Raw genomic sequence first — 19053 nt, 5'->3', positions numbered from 1 at the left:
CCTATCGAGGGTTAAATGCATCAAATCCAGATGGGAGCGCGCTGCCTTGCGCCAGTGTTTGTGTAACGGAGCCTAATTGTTGCGAAGCCCAATGCTGAGGGTCGTAAGGAAGCATTAGCGCAGTACTAAAAAGGGGACCTATTACGCCAGCGCCGCTTAATGCACCTGCGGCTGCATTTGCACAGTTATTTGATATCACCGAGTATTTTGTACCACGCCCGTAGTTTTGCTTGTAATAGTTTGCCATGCTCTCCTCCTGCTCGGATGTCGTTTTGAGCGTGGTAATGGTAACGCTACGGCTAACCAACTGCCCCTGAATATAAGCTGTAGTACTAGAGCCATAAAGATCAGCAGTGCCGTAACTGTAAACACCTTGTCCAGTAAATGCAAGTGCGGAGTGCCCAAATGGGTTTGAGGAAATTCCTCCACTCGTTATCACAAGAGTCTCTAATCCAGACGAGTCAATATTTGAAAGCGGATTGCTGTTTACATAATTATATGTATTGATTCCTCCAGCCAGCCCGATGGGATCGCTCTGAACATATCGGCCGAGCGTCGGCGAATAATCGCGAAATCCATTGTAGTGCAGGCGCGTCTCAGCGTCGTAGATCTGGCCCGGGAAGCGCAAATCATGCGAAAAGCCCGCGGTCGCCGTCGGCGCTCCATTGCCGAACGGGTCATGGTCCCAGAACCACACTCGGGCGTTTGCCGCATTGACGATCTCATGCGGCGCGCCGAGCTGATCCGGCATGATGAAATAGGCCGCGCCGCTCTGCAGCGTCGCCACCGGCAGATCGCCGAGCCAGACGATCTCCTCCTTCGCCGCGCCGCTCTGGTCATAGGTCCCGATGACATGGCTCGATAGGTCGTAGAAATATTCGACCTGTCCGCTCGCCCCACTCTTCGTCACGCGCTGGCCGAGGTCGTTGACGCCATATTTCGTGGTCAGCGCGCCGACCTTGGCCTGCACCAGCCGATTGCGCTTGTCATAGCCCAAGGTGAAATCGCTGGCGTGGGTCCTCAGTCCGCCGGCGGCATCCCAACTAAAGGATTGTATCGTGCTCGAGCCGGCGGCAACAATGCTGGCGATGCGATTGCCCGTCGTCGAGATCGTATAGACAGAGCCGCCAGCCGAGGTGCGATTGTCGGCATTGTCATAGTCATACAGGATAGAGTTGGAGGCGCGGGCATAGCGTATCAGGCGGTCATTGCGGTCATAGTAGAAGCTCTTGACTGCGAGATTGCTCTCCGAGATCGACTTGATCCGTCCGCCTGCGTCATAGGTATAGGTCAGCTTGTTGCCGGTCGAGGAGGTGATGTTCGTGATGCGGCCGTCAGCATTGAAGCTGCGAATATAGGAGCCGCCGCCTGAAACATTCGGATTCCAGGATGTGATGGTCTCGAACGGGCCATAGGAGATCGCGCCGATCAGTGTCGACTGTGTTCCATCCGGCCGCTGGAGGGTAATTGCGCTGACGCGTCCGGCGCTGTCATAGGAATAGAGGAGCTTGAAGCCCGACGGATAGGTGTGGCCGATGAGGCGTCCGTTGGTCGCGTGATAAAACCATTTCGACGTGAGCGTGACGGCGCCAATGGTCTGCGTCTTCTGCACGACATGGCCGAAGGCGTCATAGGCGAAGCTGGTTGTTCCAGTGGAATCTGTTACAGAGGTGAGACGACCGATCCCATAGTCGCCTTGATCATAGACGTAGGTCGCTATGGAACCGTCTGCATAAGTCGTCTTCACCAGTCGGCTCAACTGATCGTAGAGATAGGTCGTCGTCTGGCTGAGGGCGTCGGTCGAGGTCAGCACATTGCCGGCGGCGTCATAGGTTTTGGAGGTCAGTCGCGTGTCGGGGCTGGCGATCGCGTCCGGCAGATCGAGCAAATTGTTCGTGTAGCGCGTGGTCAGCCCGCGAGGGTCGGTCACGCTGGCGAGGCGACCGTTGGCGTCATAGGCATACAGAATGTCCGCAAAGACGATTGTGCCGGCGCCTCCGCTGAAGACGTCGTTCAGCGGATATGTTTTCTTCGAAAGTCGGTCGAGCGCATCATAAGTGAAAGCCGTCACATTACCGTTCGGATTTTGTATGCCAACAGTATTATCGTTGGAATCATAATCGTACATCGATGTCTGTTCATAGGCGCCGACGTCCTGTGAAAGGCGTTCGAGACCATCATAGCCGCGATTATGCTTGCGGACCCGCACGCCGCTTGGATCGAAAGCCTCTTCACCGATCCGATTTCCTGCAGCATCGAGCGTGTAGACAATCTTGTTGCCGGCGCCGTCGCGAACGCTTGTGAGCCGGTGTGCTGCGTCATAACCAAAATAAAGCGTAGCGCCAGTCGGCTCTCGACGCTTGGTCAACTGGCCGGTCGCGTCATAGGTGTAGGTCGTCGACTGCCCGAGTTTGATGCTCGAGGTGATTTGCCCACGGAAATTGTAGGTCAACGTTGTGACGACGCCGTTGGGGTCTTGGATTGTCAGCGGCCGGCCGTTGGCGTCGTAGCTCGTGAAAGCCGTGGTGTGACCGCGCGCATTGGTCACGCTGCTGAGATTGCCCATGGCGTCATACGCGTAGCCCGTCACACGACCTCTCGGGTCCGTTGCGGATGTCACTTGGCCGACGTTGTTATAGGCGTAGGTGCGCGTGCTCGAAGAGGTCGATGTTGCAACTGCCGCTGTCAGCAGAACGCCCTTGGCCGCATCGTACGAATAGGTAAAGGTGCGCGCGCCATCGACGATCTTCGTCGGCAGGCGGAATTTCGAGTGCCAAGTGGTCGTGATGCTGCGAGCAACCGGCGTTCCGGCAGCCAGTGTCTCCGACGTCGGCAGGTTGCGCGACTGGTCGTAGATTGCAGTCGTTTTGTTACCATTAAAGTCTGTATAGCTCTTCACATTTCCGTTGCTGTCGTAGACATTGGCATTGCTTTGCCCGCTGGAGCCATTAGGAGAGCATTCCGCGCAGCCACGCCACTGCTCGATCTGCTTGGCGAGCCCGTTGACGGATTTGAGTGTATATTTCTGCGAGCCACCGAGCGGCATCTTGACATCGACGACGCCGGTCGAACTCAAATTGTCGTAGGAAACCGAATAGCGATCCGCTCCGCCAGCGTGTTGAGAGGAAACAGCGCGCCCAGAATCATCATACTCAGTTGTAGTATAGCGTATGTTGTTCTCGTCGACGACGCCGGTCAATGAGTTGGGTTGGCCACTGCGTTCATAAAGATATCGTCGGACTGACCCGTCAGGAAACGTCACCGAAGTGAGCCGCTGGTCGGCGTTATAGCCGTAATCGTAGCGATTCCCGTCGGGCGTTTGCACGCGGGAAATCAAAGAACCCGAATTATAGGAGAATGTCATCGTGCGGCCGAAGAGGTCTTTAATGGTGGAGACGCGCCCCTGACCGTCGTAAACAAGGGTAATCTTAAGCCCCCCGCGATCTGAATAGGAGAGCAGCTTTCCAGCGCTGTTGTATGTTTCCGTTTCGTCCAGATCGGTTATCAACGTGTAGCCGGATGACGTCGACGACAGGCTGTAGCTTGCGTAGAGCGGGGGCGTCCATGTACCGTTCGATGAAGTAAAAGTGAGCACTCGACCATCATCGCGCGTTATCGCGGCAGTGGCCCCATTGACAGCGATAGAGCGGCTATAGGATAGGTGCCAATTTCTCCCCAGCTCATGCAGTCCACTCGGGTCCATGCTGTTGTAGTAACGAATCAACGTGAGAGGTAGACGTCCGGCCGCCGAATAATCCGTCTCCTTTTCAAATTGGCTACCGGTGGCAAAATTGATCGGATCACCGACACAAATATCGGCGCGGTCGCCTTGGTTCTGGGAACGATCGAAATTATTTCGACTCCCGGCGCCCGCTACGTCGCCACCCGTCGCTCCGAATCCGCCGCCGCCGATCCCGTTGCCGAAGCCCCCCCCACCACCAAGCGAACAAATCGCTCGGATTTCCTGAGTTCTCTCCGACGTTGACCTGTGCCCCGCCTACGTCGATCATCGGAAGACAATCGGGCTCCCAAACGGGCGGGACGCATGCCTGACCGAAAGCCATCGACATTGCGAACCACTCATGCCCAGAGCCTCGCGTTGGGATTGTGAAATTCCACCCCGAAAGGATCAGACCGACGATTGTGGCGACGAGAAACCTCTTATTTCTCATGATATGTGGCCTCCAAAATCCACGATCTGCCGCGCAAATTTCTTCCAGATCGATATTCGATTTTTGAACCCGTTAGCGCTCTACAGTCAAGGCGTAGACGCGAAGTTTCAAATCTTTCCAGGTTGGCGCTCGTCCGTCCTCCTCGAGCGGCTGATGTCTGAAGTCAGTGCGTCGGGACATTTCAGCTCGCTTCGCCCAAGGGCGAAGCGCCCTATGTACGCGGCAGGCTATTTTGATGTGATCCGGTCCGCCTCTTGACTCCTCCTGAAAATATTCCTATCCTCCACCCCGCTCCCGCCCACAAAGGGGCGTTCCCCGGGTCAGGGAAACGCGGGCGGGGGGCGGCTCCATCCCGGACGGCGACCCCCGTCCGCGGACAGGATGCGCGTCGCCGGGCGGCGTTCTTCTCCCGTCCACAGACGTCCACAGGGGGAAACGAGAACCGCTCGTGATCCCAGGCCGCCGGACTCGATCGCGTCTTGATCGAGAAACCCCAGGATTCGCGGGTTCGGCTGACGCCTCGGGATGTCGACGAGGACGACGACCGCGTTGCGGGACGCTCCGGACCCGGCGCAACATCTTTCACGCAACCGGCCGAACGGGGCCGGAGCGTCCCCGACCCCTGCCCCACCCGCGCCTCTCGAGGCCGCGGGGACGCTCACGGCTGCGCAGAGCCTAACGCGGCGCCGCGCGCCGATAGTGCTGGACTCGCGTCGCCCGCAGGCCCGGCAGGCCGTGGCGATCGATGAATTGGCGCCAGCGGTCGAATTCGTCGACCGTCAGCGCATAGCGCCGGCAGGCCTCCTCCAGCGAGAGGCGGCCGTCGCGCACCGCTTCGACCACCTCCGCCTTGCGGCGGATCACCCATCGCGTCGGCGCCGGCGGCGGAGCCGATAGCTCTTCAACGCCGGCGTCGTCCGCGCCGGCCGGAGGAAACGTCGTCATGCCGTCCTTCCGCGCCTTCGCTCCGCATGACATCGCGGAGCCTTTCAATCGGCTGATCATTTTCGTCAATGGTGAAGATTCGTTTAAGCGAGGAGAAAGCTTAACCAAGACCAACGGCTGCGCTCGCGTCGTCTCGCGATCGTCTAAGATGATCTCGAAACGCGCAGGAAAGGCGTCTCCCATGCTCAAGAATACGCTGATCGCGGCGACATTCGCCGCGCTTCTCGCCGCCTCTTCCGCCGCCGCGGAGGACGGCATGGCCGACGCCATGGGCGCCAGCGGCGCGCCGGTCGATCCGACGCTGGCAGAGCCGCAGGATCAGGCTCCGCCCGCGCCCGAGCGGCGCCGGCGCCGCGAACCGCGCCGGCGCTATCATGGCGCCGATGTCGTTCCCGGCTACGCGCCGGGCCGCCCTGCGGATTTCTACTCCGGCGCCGTCGTCGGCGAGTGGAATTACGGCCAGCCGCCGCAACAGCAGCAGGAGGCGCCGCCGCCCTCGCCGCGCGGGCTGCACAACGGCCTCTGGTATTACTGAGCCGCGGCAGATCCGTCCGAGGACCGGCGCGCCATGGCGGCGCCGACGATCTCCAGCGCGATGGCGAGCAGCGCCTCGGCGTCGTTGGGTTTGACGAACACCTTGTCGGCGCCGGCGCGCATCGCCTCCTCGTGGATCGCCGGCGCGGTCGAGGTGGTCAGCACATAGACCGGCAGATCCTTGAGCAGCAGCGAGCGGCGCAGCGACTTCAGGAATTTCACGCCGTCGAGCCGCGGCATGTTGAGGTCGAGCACCAGCACATCCGGGAGCTTGTCGGTGATCTCCTCGCGCGAGACCAGGAAGATTGCGTCCAAGCCATTGTCCACCTGCTCGCATTCGATCTCGCGATCGAGAATGGCGCGCGCCGAATCGAGCGCTCTTTTGAACAAGAAGACGTCGTCCTGGTCGTCCTCGATGATCAAAACCCGGCAAGCGCGGTTGTTCGTCTCGACAGGGGGCATTTCAATCACCATCTCTTGAGGCGCGCCCGTTCCGTCACGCGACGAGAACAAAAATCCAAACGCCGTCGGGCCGTTATGGAGCGCGAAGGGTCGGCGCGGCAAGGGGTGCGCGATGAGTTTCGACAGCATAGGCGACGACCATTTTCGCCTCGCGGTGGAGTCGGCCCCGGCGGCGATGATCGTCAGCGACGCTTCCGGCATGATCCTGTTCGTCAACGCCGAGACCGAACGGATGTTCGGATATGGTAGCGGCGAGCTGATCGGAAAGTCCATCGATATTCTCGCGCCGCCGCGCATGCGCGCCGGACATGCGTCGCTGCGCCAGAGCTTTCTCGCCAGGCCGAGCAAAAGGCCGATGGGCGTCGGCCGCGATCTGAAGGCCGCGCGGCGCGACGGCAGCGAGTTTTCGGTCGAGATCGGGCTGACGCCGATCGACACCGCGAGCGGCCTCGTCGTGCTCGCGACCGTGCTCGACATCACTGCGCGGCGCGAGGCCGAGAACGCGCTGTCGCAACGAGCGGCCGAGCTCGAGCGCGCCAATGAGCGGCTCGCGCAATTCGCCTATGTGGCCTCGCATGATCTGCAGGAGCCGCTGCGCAAGATCGCCGCCTTCTCCGACATACTCGAGCATGCGATCGCCGCGTCCGATGCGGCGGACATGAGCTACGCCAACACGGTGATGCGCAGCTCGGCGCTCCGTGCGCGTGAGCTCATCGACGATCTGCTCACCTATTCGCGCGCCATCAACGACGCGCAAAATCTGCAGCGGCTCGATCTGCACGAGGAGATCGAGCGCGCCCTCGACGATCTCTCCGAGGCGATCGAGGAGACGCATGCGACAATCGCGGTCGAGGCGCCGCATCTCGCCTTCGACGCCGATCGCTCGCAATTCGCGCGGCTGACGCAGAACATCGTGTCCAACGCGCTCAAATACCGCAAGGACAACGAGCCGCCGCGCGTGCGCATCTTCGCCGCGGCGCAAGAGCGCGGGAGGGTGGTCGTCGGATTTTCCGACAATGGCATCGGCTTCGAGAGCAAATATGATCAGCTCGTTTTCGAGCCGTTCAAGCGCCTGCATCCCAAAGGCCGCTATCCCGGCACCGGCATCGGCCTCGCCATCTGCAAATCCATCGCCGACCGGCATGGCTGGCGGATGTCGGTGACGTCGCAGCCGGGAGTGGGCTCGACTTTCTATGTGACGATCCCGGTGACCGAGTAGCGAGCGGACCAGAGGCCGGGAGGGCTTTCGCATGCGCACGGCGGCGCTGGAGCGATTTCCGATGGAACGGAATCGTCCGATCGATCAGAATTCGCTCAAACGAAAGAATTCTGGTGGATAGCGCTCCAGACGGATCAAAGAAGCGATTCGACGGCTCAGGCGTGCGGACCGGACGGCGGCTCCGCCCCGCCTGCCTCGCGAGCGGCCGAGCGGCAGGGGCAGCGATCGCGCCCGATCCGTGGAAAGAGCGCCGCCCTTCGCTGAGTCTGGACCGTTTCGATAATGTAGAGCGGCCGGCCTTTCTGCTGCTCGACGAGTCGTCCGATATATTCGCCGATGACGCCGAGCACGAACAGCTGCGCGCCCGCGAAGAACGCGCCGCTGGCGACGACGCTGGTCCAGCCGGGCACGGCCTCGCCCGCGAACTTGCTGTAGAGCGCGTAGAGAAACACGGCGAAGGCGGTGACGGCGGCGGCGAGCCCGAGGCACATCGCGAGACGCAGCGGCAGGACCGAGAAGCTCGTGATCGCGTCGCCGGCGAAATGCAGCATCTTCGCGAGCGGGTAGCTGCTGCGGCCGCCGAAACGCGGGCTTCGGCGATAGGGATAAGGAGCCTGGCGGCCGCCGATCCAGCTGACCATGCCGCGCAGAAATCGATGCCGCTCGGGCATCTCGTCGAGAATGTCGACGACGCGGCGCGTCATGAGGCGGAAGTCGCCGACGTCGCGCGGGATCTCCACGCCCGCGCCGATGCGCAGAATGCGATAGAAGCAATGCGCGGTGAAAAGCTTGATCCGCGACTCCCCTTCGCGAGACGAGCGGACGCCATAGACGACGTCGAAGCCTCGATCCATGATCTCCATCATTTCCGGCAAAGCTTCCGGCGGGTCCTGAAGATCGGCGTCGATCAAGAGAATGCGCGCGCCGCGCGAGACCGCGAGGCCGGCGGAGGCCGCGAGCTGATGTCCGTGATTTCTGGAGAGCCTGACGCCGACCACCTTGCCCGACAGCGCGCAGAGCGCCGAAATCTTGCTCCAGGTCGCGTCCTTCGATCCGTCGTCGACGAGGATGATCTCGTAGTCTTCGCCGACAGCGGCGGCGCAGGCGGCGGAGGCGCGCGCAAAAAAAGCGTCGATGCACAATTCTTCGTCGAGACAGGGTGCGACGACCGACAATCGCGGCGGCGGAGCGTCGACAAATCGTCCCTCGCCCGGGTCGTCATTCTGCATCGGGGAAGCCATCGCGCTCGCTATGTCAATGTCATGGGCCTATCAGAGCGCCGATTGGGCGACAAGGAGCGGCTTTCGTTCGAAACGAATTCGGGAAGCGCTCTATGGCGCGTCGTCGAAGAGCTTATACGTCTTCTCGGACCAATCGTAGTAAACGTAGGTTCTGAAATCCTGCAGCGGCGTGAACGAATAAACGCGCAAGGCGTCGTCCGCAAAGCGATAGACGCCGACGCCTTTGCGCTCCAGCACGCTGTTGTCGAGCGCCGCGTCGACGGCGTGACGCCCGCTGACCAGGGCGCGAGCGCATTTCGGGAGCTCGACCTCGATCGAACGGCCTGCGCGGCGGACATATTCGTGGCCGGGAGCGAGCGCGCCAAAGTCACATCCGGCGTAATTGCCTACAAATGTCAAACTCATCTCCAGATCGAGCAAATGGACCATCAGCTCCGGCGAGGAATAAAGGTGAAACGGCGCGTTGACCAAAGCGACGCGCCGGCCGTCCCGAGGGATCGAGCGCAGCGCCGCATAGAGGGATTCATACTGTCCGGTCATCTGCTCGATGCGGACGGCCGAGGTGGGGAGACGCCAGGCCGCCTGCGCAGAATAAACGACGAAGACGAGGCCGACGCCGACGAAGGCGCAGATGCGGCCGAATTTCATGTCGCGGTCGACCGAGGCGGCCGCGAACAGCATGAGCAAGAAGAGCTGCGCCGGCGCGCCGAACCGCGCGCTCGCCTGCACGAGAATCACATAGGCGAGCGCTCCGGCGAGCCAGATCATGATGGCGAGCGCCAGCCGGTCGGCCGGAGGCGCCTCGCTCGGCCGTCCGCTCGCAACGAGCCGACGAATGGCCGCGCTTTTCGCAATGGAGACGTAGAGCACACAAGTCCAGAGTCAGAGCCGCGCCAAAAGGAGCGCCGCCGCGGCGGCGCCCGAGGCGAGGCCCGCGCTCGAGCCGCCCGACGATGTCCACCCTGCGACCATACCCATCCAGGATTGCCAGGCGACGCCCAGAGGCCATCGCAGCAAGCCGTGCAAGAGCAGGCCGCGGGGCCCGAAGGAGGTTTGCGTGCCGTCCAGAACGCCGCCGAATGCGATGAGCCGAAACGCGATCCAAATGGCGAGAGGCGACAGCAGCGCCGCCGCCGTCGCCCAGTTCCTCGTCGACCGGGGACGGACGAGGAGAACGGTGAGCGCGGCGGCGACGGGTGCGAAGGACGCCGTTTCCTTGGTGAACAAGGCGAGCAAAAGCAGAAAGATGGCGAGAATGTCCTTCTCTCGCAACGTGCAGTAGAATGCGGCGACGACAAAGAAGCCGACGACCATGTCGAACATGGCCGGCATGAACCAGAGGCCCTTCCCCACCGCGCCGGGACAAAAGACGCTCCAGGCCAGGGCGCTCGCGAGCAGCAGACCCGCCTGTGGTCGAAGCGGCCGCACGCTGAGCAGGAGCAGGAGAAAGGCCGACAGCGCGGAAGCGTAATAGATTATGAAGTAGAACTGATATCTGTCGCCAAAAATGGCATGGCATATCCAAACCAGAATGTTTCCTATCGGACGAATGTAATTCGTGACTGTCGACTCGAGCTCGGGATAGGTGCTGAAATAATAGGAATAGCCGCGCAAGAGCCAATCGTCGGCTCCATGCTGCAGCGTCGCGCCGAGAAACGCCAATTCCTCGCCGACCAGCACATAGTGGCTGTAGCGTGTTTTGGCGTAGAACAGCCCGATGAGCAGCAAGCTCGCGCCGACGCAGGCGAACGGGACGTACAACGTTGACAATCTGTCGGCGAGCTTCGGCCGCTGACGCTTCGAATCTGGGAGCTCGTCCACATCGGCCATCGTTTCACCATGCGTCGCGCTCTCGGCGCCGCCCCGTCGAGAGGGTGAATGAGTCGGAGGAGAGGCCGGAACATCGAACGGATTCGACGGTTGATCCGTTTCTTGCTCGCTGGTCGAATAGCGCGTGCGAAACCTTCGTCATAGGTACGCTTCAGAGGGTTCCCGAGGCGACGGCGTCGCCTCCGTCCAGAGCAAGAGGGTCCACATGATCGACCTCCATTACTGGCCCACCCCGAATGGCCACAAGATCACGATCTTCCTCGAGGAGGCGGGGCTCGTTTATCGCATCGTTCCCGTCGACATCGGCAAGGGCGAGCAGTTCCGGCCCGAGTTTCTCGCCATCTCTCCCAACAACCGCATGCCGGCGATCGTCGACGATGCGCCGGCCGACGGCGGCGCTCCCCTGCCCGTGTTCGAATCCGGCGCGATTCTCCTCTATCTCGCCGAGAAGGTGGGCCGCTTCCTGCCGCAGGAGACACGCGGCCGGGTCGCCGTGCTCGAATGGCTGTTCTGGCAGATCGGCGGCCTCGGGCCGATGGCGGGGCAGAATCATCATTTCCGCAATTACGCGCCCGAGAAAATCCCTTATGCGATCGACCGCTATGTGAATGAAACGAACCGGCTCTACGGCGTGCTGGACCGGCGGCTCGACGGCCGTGATTTCCTCGCCGGAGACTATTCGATCGCCGACATGGCCGCCTATCCCTGGATCGTCCCCTATGCGGCGCAGGGCCAAAATCTCGACGAGTTTCCGCATTTGAAGCGCTGGTTCGAGGCCATAGGCGCGCGGCCGGCGGTTATTCGCGCCTATGCGAGAGCGGAGGAGCTCCGACGGCCCTCCGCCTCGGGCTTCACCGAGGCGGAGCGCAAAATCCTGTTCGGCCAGACATCCGCGACGCTGCGGCGCGAGAGCTGAGCTTTATTGGCCCTTTTTCGCCGCCTCGGCGATGCGGCGTTTCTTGCGTCGCCAGGAGACGAAGAAAATGCAGGCCACGACGACATTCGCGCCGATCATCGCCTTGTCGGCAAAAGTCAGAACCCCCCAGATCGTCTGCAAGCTCGACACCTCTCTCCTCCTCTCGAAGCGTTTCGACTTTTTTCGTTGTCCGCCGCGCGGCGGCGCGGGAGATTACGCCGTGCGGCGCGGCGGATAAAGGCCCGCTCAGCCGGCGCGCAGCAGCCGCACCGCCTCGTCGCGCTCGAAGAGATACAGCAGAACGCGCAGCGCCTCGCCGCGCGGGCTCGCAAGCTCCGGATCACGGCGCAGGATCAGCTCGGCGTCGTCGCGCGCGGTCGCGAGCAGCCGGGCATGGGCGGCGATGTCGGCGAGGCGAAAGCCCGGCAGGCCGGACTGGCGCGAGCCGAGGACCTCCCCCTCCCCGCGCAAGCGCAGATCCTCCTCGGCGATGCGGAAGCCGTCCTCGGTCTGGCGCAGTGTGACGAGCCGCGCCTTGGCGGTCTCGCCGAGCGGACCCTTATAGAGCAACAGGCAGGAGGACTTCCCCGAGCCGCGGCCGACGCGCCCGCGCAGCTGATGCAATTGCGCGAGGCCGAAGCGCTCGGCGTGCTCGATCACCATCACCGTCGCCTCGGGCACGTCAACGCCGACCTCGATCACCGTGGTGGCGACGAGAATGCGGGTCGTCCCTGCCTTGAACGCCTCCATGGCGGCGTCGCGCTCGGCGCCCTTCATGCGGCCATGAACGAGGCCGACGATTTCGCCGAAGATGCGGGTGAGATCGTCGTGCCGGTCCTGCGCCGCGGCGAGATCGAGCTCCTCGTTCTCCTCGACCAGCGGGCATACCCAATAGACGCGCGCGCCAGAGCCGAGCGCGCGGCGCACGCCCTCCACCACGTCGCCGATGCGCGACACCGGCAGCGCGCGCGTGTCGATGGGCGTGCGGCCGGGCGGCTTCTCGTCGAGGACGGAGCTGTCCATGTCGCCGAAATAAGTGAGCGCCAGCGAGCGCGGAATGGGGGTCGCGGTCATCACCAGAACATCGGCCGCCTCGCCCTTGGCGCCGAGCGCGAGGCGCTGCTGCACGCCGAAGCGGTGTTGCTCGTCGATGACGGCGAGGCCGAGATCGGCGAAAGCAAGGTCGCTCTGCACCAGCGAATGCGTGCCGATGACGATATCGGCCTCGCCCTTGGCGATCGTCTCGTGCAGCCGCGCGCGTTCGGAGGCCTTGGCGCGGCCGGTGAGCAGAGCGAGGCGCAGGCCGACGCCTTCGGCGAGCGGCAGCAGCTTTTCATAATGCTGGCGCGCGAGGATCTCCGTCGGCGCCATCAGCGCCGCCTGCCGCCCGCATTCGACGACGCTCGCCATGGCGAGCAACGCGACGATGGTCTTGCCCGAGCCGACATCGCCCTGCAACAGCCGCAGCATGCGCCGCGACGACGAAAGATCGGCGCGGATCTCGGCGAGCGCACGCGTCTGCGCGCCGGTCAGCGCAAAGGGCAGCGCCGCTTCGAGCGCCTGCGTGATGCGGCCGTCGCCGGCGTTCTCGCGCCCGGGAAGACGCTTCATCTTCGCACGCAGGAGACGCAGCGCCAGCTGCTGCGACAACAGCTCGTCGAGCGCGAGGCGTTGGCGGGCCTTGCCCATCGGCTCGACGTCGGCGCGCGATGTCGGATGATGCGCCTCGCGCAGCGCAGTGGCGAAGTCCGGCAGCTTGTTGGCGGCGAGCACGGAAGGGTCCTGCCACTCCGGCAGGCTCGGCAGGCGCTCGAGCGCGCCCTCGACGGCGCGCTGGACGAAACGCTCCTGCAAGCCTTCGGTGAGGCCATGCACGGCTTCGGCCGGCGGCAGCTTGGCGATGCCCGCCTCGTCCAGCACCCGGTCGGGATGCACGATCTGCCGGCGCCCATCATAGAGCTCGAGCTTGCCCGACACCCAGCGGGTCGCGCCGAGCGGCAGACTACGCTCGATCCAATCGGCGTTGGCGAGGAAGAACACCAGCTCGCAATCGCCGGTGTCGTCCTCGACCAAAATCTTGTACGGCGCCTTGGCGTAGCGCCCCTGCGGCTTGCGATGCTCGGCGACGCGCACCTTCAGCACGACGATCTGATCGAAGGGCGCCTCGGCGATGGTCGGACGCAGGCTGCGGTCGAGCAGATTGATCGGCAAATGGAACAGAATGTCGACGAGGCGCGTCTCCTTGCCCGGCGCGGCGAGCAGCCGGTCGAACAGCTTGGCGGTCTTGGGGCCGATCCCCGGCAGAGCGGCCGCCCGGCCGAACAGTGGATCGAGAATGGAAGGGCGCATGACGCGCCTTTTCCCCTATCACGAACGCTTTGTCATGCGCGCCTATTCGATCTCCACGTCGAAGCTCGGCGCCCCGGCCGCGCCACGGAACGCGTAATGCCACCATTCGGTCGGGAGATTCTCGAAGCCATGGCGGCGCATCAGCGCCTCGAGCGTGGCGCGATGCGCCCTCGCCTCCTCGCTCACATCCTTGCTCGCGGTCCAGGAGCGCTCGTCGAAGAAATCGAAAGGCGTGCCGAAGTCCCAGCCGAGCACGCCGAGATCCACCGCGAGCCCGGTCGAATGCGACGACTTCTCCGCGATATAGCCGCGCTTGAACAAGTCCAGCTTGTTCTCATGCGGGTAATATTGCGCCTTCATGCTCTCATCCGCGCCCTTCGCCCAATCGATGAAGGCGGAGACCGCGCGCCGCGGCCGGTAGCAGTCATAGATGATCAGCTCGAAGCCTCGGCTCTTCGCCTCCTGCTGCGCGGCGACGAGCGCGCGCGCGGCGTCCTCGCGCAGCCAGCATTGCGGGGCCTTGTAGCCGGGCACGGGACGGCCGGTGAAATTATCGGAGCCCGCATAGCGCATGTCCTGCACGATCTGCGGCGCGAGGTCGGCGAGGCGAACGAAACCCGGCGGAAGCGCGGCCGCCGCCGCTGAGCAGGCAATGCAGGCGCCGGCTGCGGCGGCGATGTCGCGGGTCGTTTTCGTGGTCATGCGGCGCGGTCCCAGATTGACGACGGCCCGGCGCAACGGCAGAGCTGCTCCGAAGCCAGTGGAGTTCGATCCATGCTCATTCGCGACGAAGCATCGGGCGATCATAGGGCGATTCGCAGCGTGGTCGACGCGGCATTCGAGTCCATGCCCTTCAGCAACAAGAAGGAGGGCGCGCTCGTCGACGCGCTGCGCGCGGCCGGCGCGCTCACTATGTCGCTCGTCGCCGAGGATAATGACGCGATCATCGGCCATATCGCAATCTCGCCGGTCACGATCGACGGCGCTGCGCTCGGCTGGTTCGGTCTCGGCCCGGTGGCGGTTCTACCCGAGCGCCAGCGTGGCGGCGTCGGCTCCGCGCTGATCGACGCCGCTCTGTCGAGGCTGCGCGCCACGGCGGCGGCCGGATGCGTCGTCTTCGGCAAGCCGAGCTTCTATGAACGTTTCGGCTTCCGCCAGCAGGCCGGGCTGCGCTTCGCCGGCGGTCCGCCGGAGTTGTTCATGACACTGCTCTTTCGGTCACCGGCGCCGATCGGCGCGGTCGATTATCATCCTTGTTTCGGATTGGTCGGTTGATTGCGAAGCCATTCGCGCAACGCGGCATTGATGCGCGACTGCCAGCCCGCCCCGCCGGCCCTGAACGCATCAAGGATATCGGCGTCGAGACGAATGGTCGTCGAGACTTTCGTCAGCTCGGCCGGCGGTCGCCCGCGACGCACTCGAGCGTCCGAGAATTTCTCTCGCCATTCCGGCGTCGACAAGTCTGGCGCGTCGTCTTCGGCCATAGCTCGCCTTCTCCCTCACACCCTGCGCAAAATCACCACCCGATTGCTGTTGGTGCCCTTCGCATTGTTGCCGACGCCCCAGCAATTGCTGGTCTTGGTGAAGCTCTGGCTGTTGACCAGCACGAACAGCCGCTCGAACGGCAGACCCTCCGCCGCGCGCCACACCAGCCGCTCGAGCAGCACCTTGCCTCCCCGCACCTCGCCGACCTCGAAGGCGACATGCCCGCCCGGCGCGACGATACGCGCGAATTCCTCGAGGCAGGCGCGGACCATGCGCTCCCATTCCGCCTCGCTCCGATGCTTGGAAATGCGCACCTCGCTCGCCTCGACGCCGGCGAACCAGTTGCGCAGCCAATTGTCGCTCGCATAATGGACGACATCGAGAAAGGGCGGCGAGGTGACGATCAGCCGGACCTCGCCTTCGCCCAGGAAAGGCGCGCGCCACGCCTCGGAGGTGGCGAGCAGCGCCGGCGGATGCGGCGGCGGCGCGCCGTCGGCGAGCAGCGCGCGCGATTTGCGCAGAATCAACGCCGCAACGTCGCGCGGCGGCGGCATCTGCCCGCGTCTCGCATTGATCTTCGCCTGCGCCTCGACCGAGACGGCCTGGTTCGGGGGCAGCGAATAGACCGAGAAGAACCCCGGCGAATGGCCGGTGAGGCGGTTGATCGCCACCATTCGGATCCAATCGTCGACCGGATCGGGCGCGGAGCCGCTCGCGCGCTCGAGCAGGCGTCGGCGCAGCGCGCAGAGGCGTCGCAGAGTTTCGGGATGATAGAAGACGAGCAGATCCTCGCGCTCGATCTCGCCCTCCTCCCGAGCGATCTCGGAAAGGCGACGCTCGATCTCGGGAAGGCTCGGCGGCGAAAGGCGCGGACGCGTCAGCAGCACGGAGAGCGGATTGATGTCGGAGCCGACCGGCCGCCGCCCCTGCAGCGCCGCCTGCACAGGCGTGGTGCCGCGCCCCATGAAGGGATCGAAGACGGCGTCGCCGGGCGCAGTGAGCCGCGAGATGAAGAACTCCGGCAATTGCGGCTTGAAACAGGCGCGATAGCTGATCTCATGGATCGAATGCGCCTGCCGCTGCGCCGAGGTCCAGAACTCGTTGACGAGATAGACGACGCCCTCCTCCTCCACGCGCCGGGTCGGCGCGCCGAAAGCGTCGAAAGCGAGGAGATCCTGTTCCAGGAAAGCAGAGTCCGACGCGTGATCGGAAGAGTTCGAAATCGTTCGCCGAGCGAATGCGAACAGCATGAATCACCTCTCATTTCGTCGACTATGATCTCGCGCCTTCTCCCCTCGCCCATCCCTCTTTCGTCGCGCCGATGAAATCCGCGAGCCGCCCCGCCTCGATCGCGCCGCGCAGGCCCGCCATCAGCTGCTGATAATAAGCGACATTGATCTCAGTCAGCAGCATCATGCCGAGGATTTCGCCGGCTTTCATCAGATGATGCAGATAGGCGCGCGAATAAATGCGCGCCGATTCGCAAGGCGACTCCGCGTCGAGCGGCGCCGGATCGCCGGCGTGGCGGGCGTTGCGCAGGTTCACGCGGCCGAAGCGTGTATAGGCGAGGCCGTGGCGGCCGGCGCGCGTCGGCATCACGCAGTCGAACATGTCGACGCCGCGCGCCACGGACTGCACGATATCGTCCGGCGTCCCGACGCCCATAAGATAGCGGGGCTTGCTCTCGGGCAGATGCGGCATGACCGTCTCCAGCATCGCCAACATCACCTCCTGTGGCTCGCCGACGGCGAGCCCGCCGATGGCGAGGCCGTGGAAATCCATGGCGGCCAGGGCCCGCGCGCTCTCGACGCGCAAGGCGGGAGTCTCGCCGCCCTGCACGATGCCGAAGATCGCCTTGCCCGTTTGGTCGCCGAACGCCTTGCGCGAACGTTCCGCCCAGCGCAACGAGAGGCGCATGGCGCGCTCGGCTTCCTGCTCCGTGCAGGGCAAGCGCACGCATTCGTCGAGCTGCATGTGAATGTCCGAATCGAGCAGCCGCTGAATCTCCATCGAGCGCTCGGGCGTCAGCAGATGCCGCGAGCCGTCGATGTGCGACTGAAAAGCGACGCCCTGCTCGTCGAGCTTGCGCAGCTTGGCCAGCGACATCACCTGAAAGCCGCCGGAATCGGTGAGGATCGGATGCGGCCAGTTCATGAAATCATGCAGGCCGCCGAGCGCCGCGACACGCTCGGCGCCGGGACGCAGCATCAGATGGTAGACATTCCCGAGCACGATGTCGGCGCCGGTCGCGCGCACATCCTGCGGGAACATCGCCTTGACCGTCGCCGCCGTGCCGACCGGCATGAAGGCGGGCGTGCGAATCTCGCCGCGCGGGGTCGAGACGAGACCGCGCCGCGCCGCGCCGTCTCTCGACAAAACGCGAAAGGCGAAGGCCTGCGGCGACGCATTCGACGATCCAGCGGTCAAGCGCTCATCCCTTTCCTGATTGCCGAAGGTCCCCTGACCTACACCGGCGCTCCCAACGAAAAAAGAGCGTGCGGCCGCGCTGGCGCTCTCACCCGCTCGTCTTCGTTCCGAGCTCGGCGAGCTTCACCACCTCGTAATCGGCGCCGTCGCTCTCGTTCCACAGCACGCGGAACCGCGCCCCGATGCGTATCTCGACGCCACGCAGATCGGTGCGCCATCTCTCCGCGACCCGCGCATCGAGCTCGATACGCCCGTCCTTGCGCAAAATGAAGGGCCGGCGTTCGGCGCCGTCGAGATCGAAGGCGCCGAACACGTCCCAGCCGCCGACGACGCGTCCGCCCTCGATCCGTAAATCCACGGTGAGTCGCGCGACTGTCGGATCGTCGCGCCAAACGGCGATCAGGCGCACATCGCTCATGAGCGCTCGAGCAGACAGGCGTCGCCGTAGGAGTAGAAGCGATAGCCGGAGCCGATCGCATGGGCGTAAGCGGCCTTCATGCGCTCGAGCCCGGAAAATGCCGAGACCAGCATGAACAAGGTGGAGCGCGGCAGATGGAAATTGGTCAGCAGCGCGTCGACGGCGCGAAAGCGGTAGCCGGGCGTGATGAAGATCGCGGTGCGGTCCGCGAAGGGCGAGATGCGGCCGTCGGCGCCCGCGGCGCTCTCCAGCACGCGCAGCGCGGTGGTGCCGACCGCGACAATGCGCCCGCCGCGCGCCCGCGTCTCGTTCAGCGCGTCGGCGGTCGCAGCGTCGATCGCGCCCCATTCGGCATGCATCCTGTGCTCCGCCGTGTCCTCGGCCTTGACGGGAAGGAAGGTGCCGGCGCCGACATGCAGCGTCACGCTGTGGAGCGAGACGCCTCTCGCGGTCAACGCGTCGACGAGGCGCGGGGTGAAGTGCAGGCCGGCCGTCGGCGCCGCGACCGCACCGGCGCGGGCGGCGAACAGGGTCTGGTAATCCGCCTCGTCGCGCGCGTCGGCGGCGCGCTTGCCGGCGATATAGGGCGGCAGCGGCATGACGCCGGAAGCCTCGACAGCGGCGTCGAGCGCAGACCCGGCGAGCGAGAAGGCGAACAGAATCTCGCCGTTCTCGCCCTTCTCGACGACGCGGGCTTCGAGCCCCTCCGCGAAGCGCACGCTCTCGCCGACGCCGAGCTTCTTCGCCGGCCGCACGAGCGCGCGCCAGCGATCCGCGCCGACGCGCTCGATCAGGGTCGCGTCGATATGGGCGCGAGATTCCCCGCGCGCGCGAAATCCGGAGAGACGCGCGTGAATGACCTGCGTGTCATTGACGACGAGCGCGTCGCCGGGCGCGAGCAGTTGCGGCAGATCGGAGACGGAACGATCGGAGAAATGGCCGTCCGGCGGAACGACGAGCAGTCGCGCGCTGTCGCGCGGGCTCGCGGGCCGCAGCGCGATCGCTTCCTGCGGCAGCTCGAAATCGAAGAGTTCGACGCGCATGACGCTTTGAGA

The 19053-nt window shown here is 64.1% G+C and carries 18 protein-coding genes; 4 read left to right on the top strand and 14 right to left on the bottom strand.

The annotated features are described in order from the left end of the window. Position 1: 1 nt before the first annotated feature. Entirely contained in the window at positions 2–3913 is a 3912-nt protein-coding gene (locus CQW49_RS01580) for an RHS repeat-associated core domain-containing protein (protein WP_244593408.1), read from the bottom strand. A gap of 934 nt (positions 3914–4847) precedes the next feature. Next, a complete protein-coding gene (locus CQW49_RS01575; RefSeq protein ID WP_003610749.1) occupies positions 4848–5117 on the bottom strand; it encodes a DUF1153 domain-containing protein in 270 nt (89 codons plus the stop codon). A gap of 181 nt (positions 5118–5298) precedes the next feature. Here CQW49_RS01575 and CQW49_RS01570 point away from each other — a divergent pair, with 181 nt between their 5' ends. After that, positions 5299–5652 carry a hypothetical protein gene (locus CQW49_RS01570; protein WP_003610751.1) on the top strand — a complete coding sequence of 118 codons (354 nt, stop codon included), beginning with the start codon at positions 5299–5301 and terminating at the stop codon, positions 5650–5652. Here CQW49_RS01570 and CQW49_RS01565 read toward each other — a convergent pair. Next, positions 5646–6113 carry a response regulator gene (locus CQW49_RS01565; protein ID WP_003610752.1) on the bottom strand — a complete coding sequence of 156 codons (468 nt, stop codon included), beginning with the start codon at positions 6111–6113 and terminating at the stop codon, positions 5646–5648. The genes CQW49_RS01570 and CQW49_RS01565 overlap by 7 nt on opposite strands. 112 nt (positions 6114–6225) lie before the next feature. On the opposite strand from CQW49_RS01565, the gene CQW49_RS01560 reads away from it, so the two are divergent. Beyond that, positions 6226–7332: a sensor histidine kinase gene (locus CQW49_RS01560; RefSeq protein WP_003610754.1), complete on the top strand. Its 1107-nt coding sequence runs from the start codon at positions 6226–6228 to the stop codon at positions 7330–7332. Positions 7333–7487: 155 nt separating this feature from the next. Here the strand turns inward: CQW49_RS01560 and CQW49_RS01555 are convergent, their stop codons facing one another. The 3 genes from CQW49_RS01555 to CQW49_RS01545 form a co-directional block, all read right to left on the bottom strand. Beyond that, on the bottom strand, positions 7488–8561 hold the full coding sequence (locus CQW49_RS01555) for a glycosyltransferase family 2 protein (RefSeq protein WP_024749376.1): 1074 nt from the start codon (positions 8559–8561) through the stop codon (positions 7488–7490). A 102-nt stretch (positions 8562–8663) separates the two neighbouring features. Further along, the gene (locus CQW49_RS01550; RefSeq protein ID WP_003610757.1) at positions 8664–9443 is read right to left on the bottom strand and encodes a hypothetical protein; all 780 of its coding nucleotides are present in this window, start codon (positions 9441–9443) and stop codon (positions 8664–8666) included. A gap of 12 nt (positions 9444–9455) precedes the next feature. Next, positions 9456–10334, bottom strand: a complete 879-nt coding sequence (locus CQW49_RS01545; RefSeq protein WP_155931225.1) for a hypothetical protein — start codon at positions 10332–10334, stop codon at positions 9456–9458. A gap of 274 nt (positions 10335–10608) precedes the next feature. Here CQW49_RS01545 and CQW49_RS01540 point away from each other — a divergent pair, with 274 nt between their 5' ends. Beyond that, complete coding sequence (locus CQW49_RS01540; RefSeq protein WP_003610759.1) at positions 10609–11319, top strand: glutathione S-transferase N-terminal domain-containing protein; 711 nt, start codon at positions 10609–10611, stop codon at positions 11317–11319. 3 nt (positions 11320–11322) lie between these two features. Here CQW49_RS01540 and CQW49_RS24255 read toward each other — a convergent pair whose 3' ends face one another. The 3 genes from CQW49_RS24255 to CQW49_RS01530 all read right to left on the bottom strand — a co-directional run bounded on the left by CQW49_RS24255 (position 11323) and on the right by CQW49_RS01530 (position 14370). Continuing rightward, the gene (locus CQW49_RS24255; protein ID WP_155931226.1) at positions 11323–11469 is read right to left on the bottom strand and encodes a hypothetical protein; all 147 of its coding nucleotides are present in this window, start codon (positions 11467–11469) and stop codon (positions 11323–11325) included. A 96-nt stretch (positions 11470–11565) separates the two neighbouring features. Beyond that, positions 11566–13668, bottom strand: coding sequence for an ATP-dependent DNA helicase RecG (gene recG / locus CQW49_RS01535; RefSeq protein ID WP_003610761.1), 2103 nt, complete (start codon positions 13666–13668; stop codon positions 11566–11568). 42 nt (positions 13669–13710) lie between these two features. Further along, positions 13711–14370: a M15 family metallopeptidase gene (locus CQW49_RS01530; RefSeq protein ID WP_003610762.1), complete on the bottom strand. Its 660-nt coding sequence runs from the start codon at positions 14368–14370 to the stop codon at positions 13711–13713. A 72-nt stretch (positions 14371–14442) separates the two neighbouring features. Here CQW49_RS01530 and CQW49_RS01525 point away from each other — a divergent pair, with 72 nt between their 5' ends. After that, positions 14443–14943 (top strand): GNAT family N-acetyltransferase, encoded by a 501-nt coding sequence (locus CQW49_RS01525; protein WP_003610763.1) that lies wholly within the window; start codon positions 14443–14445, stop codon positions 14941–14943. Here the strand turns inward: CQW49_RS01525 and CQW49_RS01520 are convergent. From CQW49_RS01520 to queA, 5 genes are all read right to left on the bottom strand, one after another. Then, positions 14916–15152 (bottom strand): BrnA antitoxin family protein, encoded by a 237-nt coding sequence (locus tag CQW49_RS01520; RefSeq protein ID WP_003610765.1) that lies wholly within the window; start codon positions 15150–15152, stop codon positions 14916–14918. The genes CQW49_RS01525 and CQW49_RS01520 overlap by 28 nt on opposite strands. Positions 15153–15167: 15 nt before the next feature. Then, positions 15168–16403 carry a DNA methyltransferase gene (locus tag CQW49_RS01515; protein ID WP_003610767.1) on the bottom strand — a complete coding sequence of 412 codons (1236 nt, stop codon included), beginning with the start codon at positions 16401–16403 and terminating at the stop codon, positions 15168–15170. Positions 16404–16425: 22 nt separating this feature from the next. Beyond that, the gene (tgt, locus tag CQW49_RS01510) at positions 16426–17580 is read right to left on the bottom strand and encodes a tRNA guanosine(34) transglycosylase Tgt (protein ID WP_003610769.1); all 1155 of its coding nucleotides are present in this window, start codon (positions 17578–17580) and stop codon (positions 16426–16428) included. 88 nt (positions 17581–17668) lie between these two features. Continuing rightward, the gene (locus CQW49_RS01505) at positions 17669–17998 is read right to left on the bottom strand and encodes a hypothetical protein (RefSeq protein WP_003610771.1); all 330 of its coding nucleotides are present in this window, start codon (positions 17996–17998) and stop codon (positions 17669–17671) included. Continuing rightward, the gene (gene queA / locus CQW49_RS01500) at positions 17995–19041 is read right to left on the bottom strand and encodes a tRNA preQ1(34) S-adenosylmethionine ribosyltransferase-isomerase QueA (protein ID WP_024749377.1); all 1047 of its coding nucleotides are present in this window, start codon (positions 19039–19041) and stop codon (positions 17995–17997) included. Before queA ends, CQW49_RS01505 begins: the two co-directional genes overlap by 4 nt. Positions 19042–19053 lie beyond the last annotated feature (12 nt).

Origin of the sequence: Methylosinus trichosporium OB3b (assembly GCF_002752655.1) — a bacterium.
In the GTDB taxonomy this organism is placed as follows: domain Bacteria; phylum Pseudomonadota; class Alphaproteobacteria; order Rhizobiales; family Beijerinckiaceae; genus Methylosinus; species Methylosinus trichosporium.
Note: the sequence above shows the minus strand (reverse complement) of the source record. Positions and strands in the feature narration are given on the sequence as shown.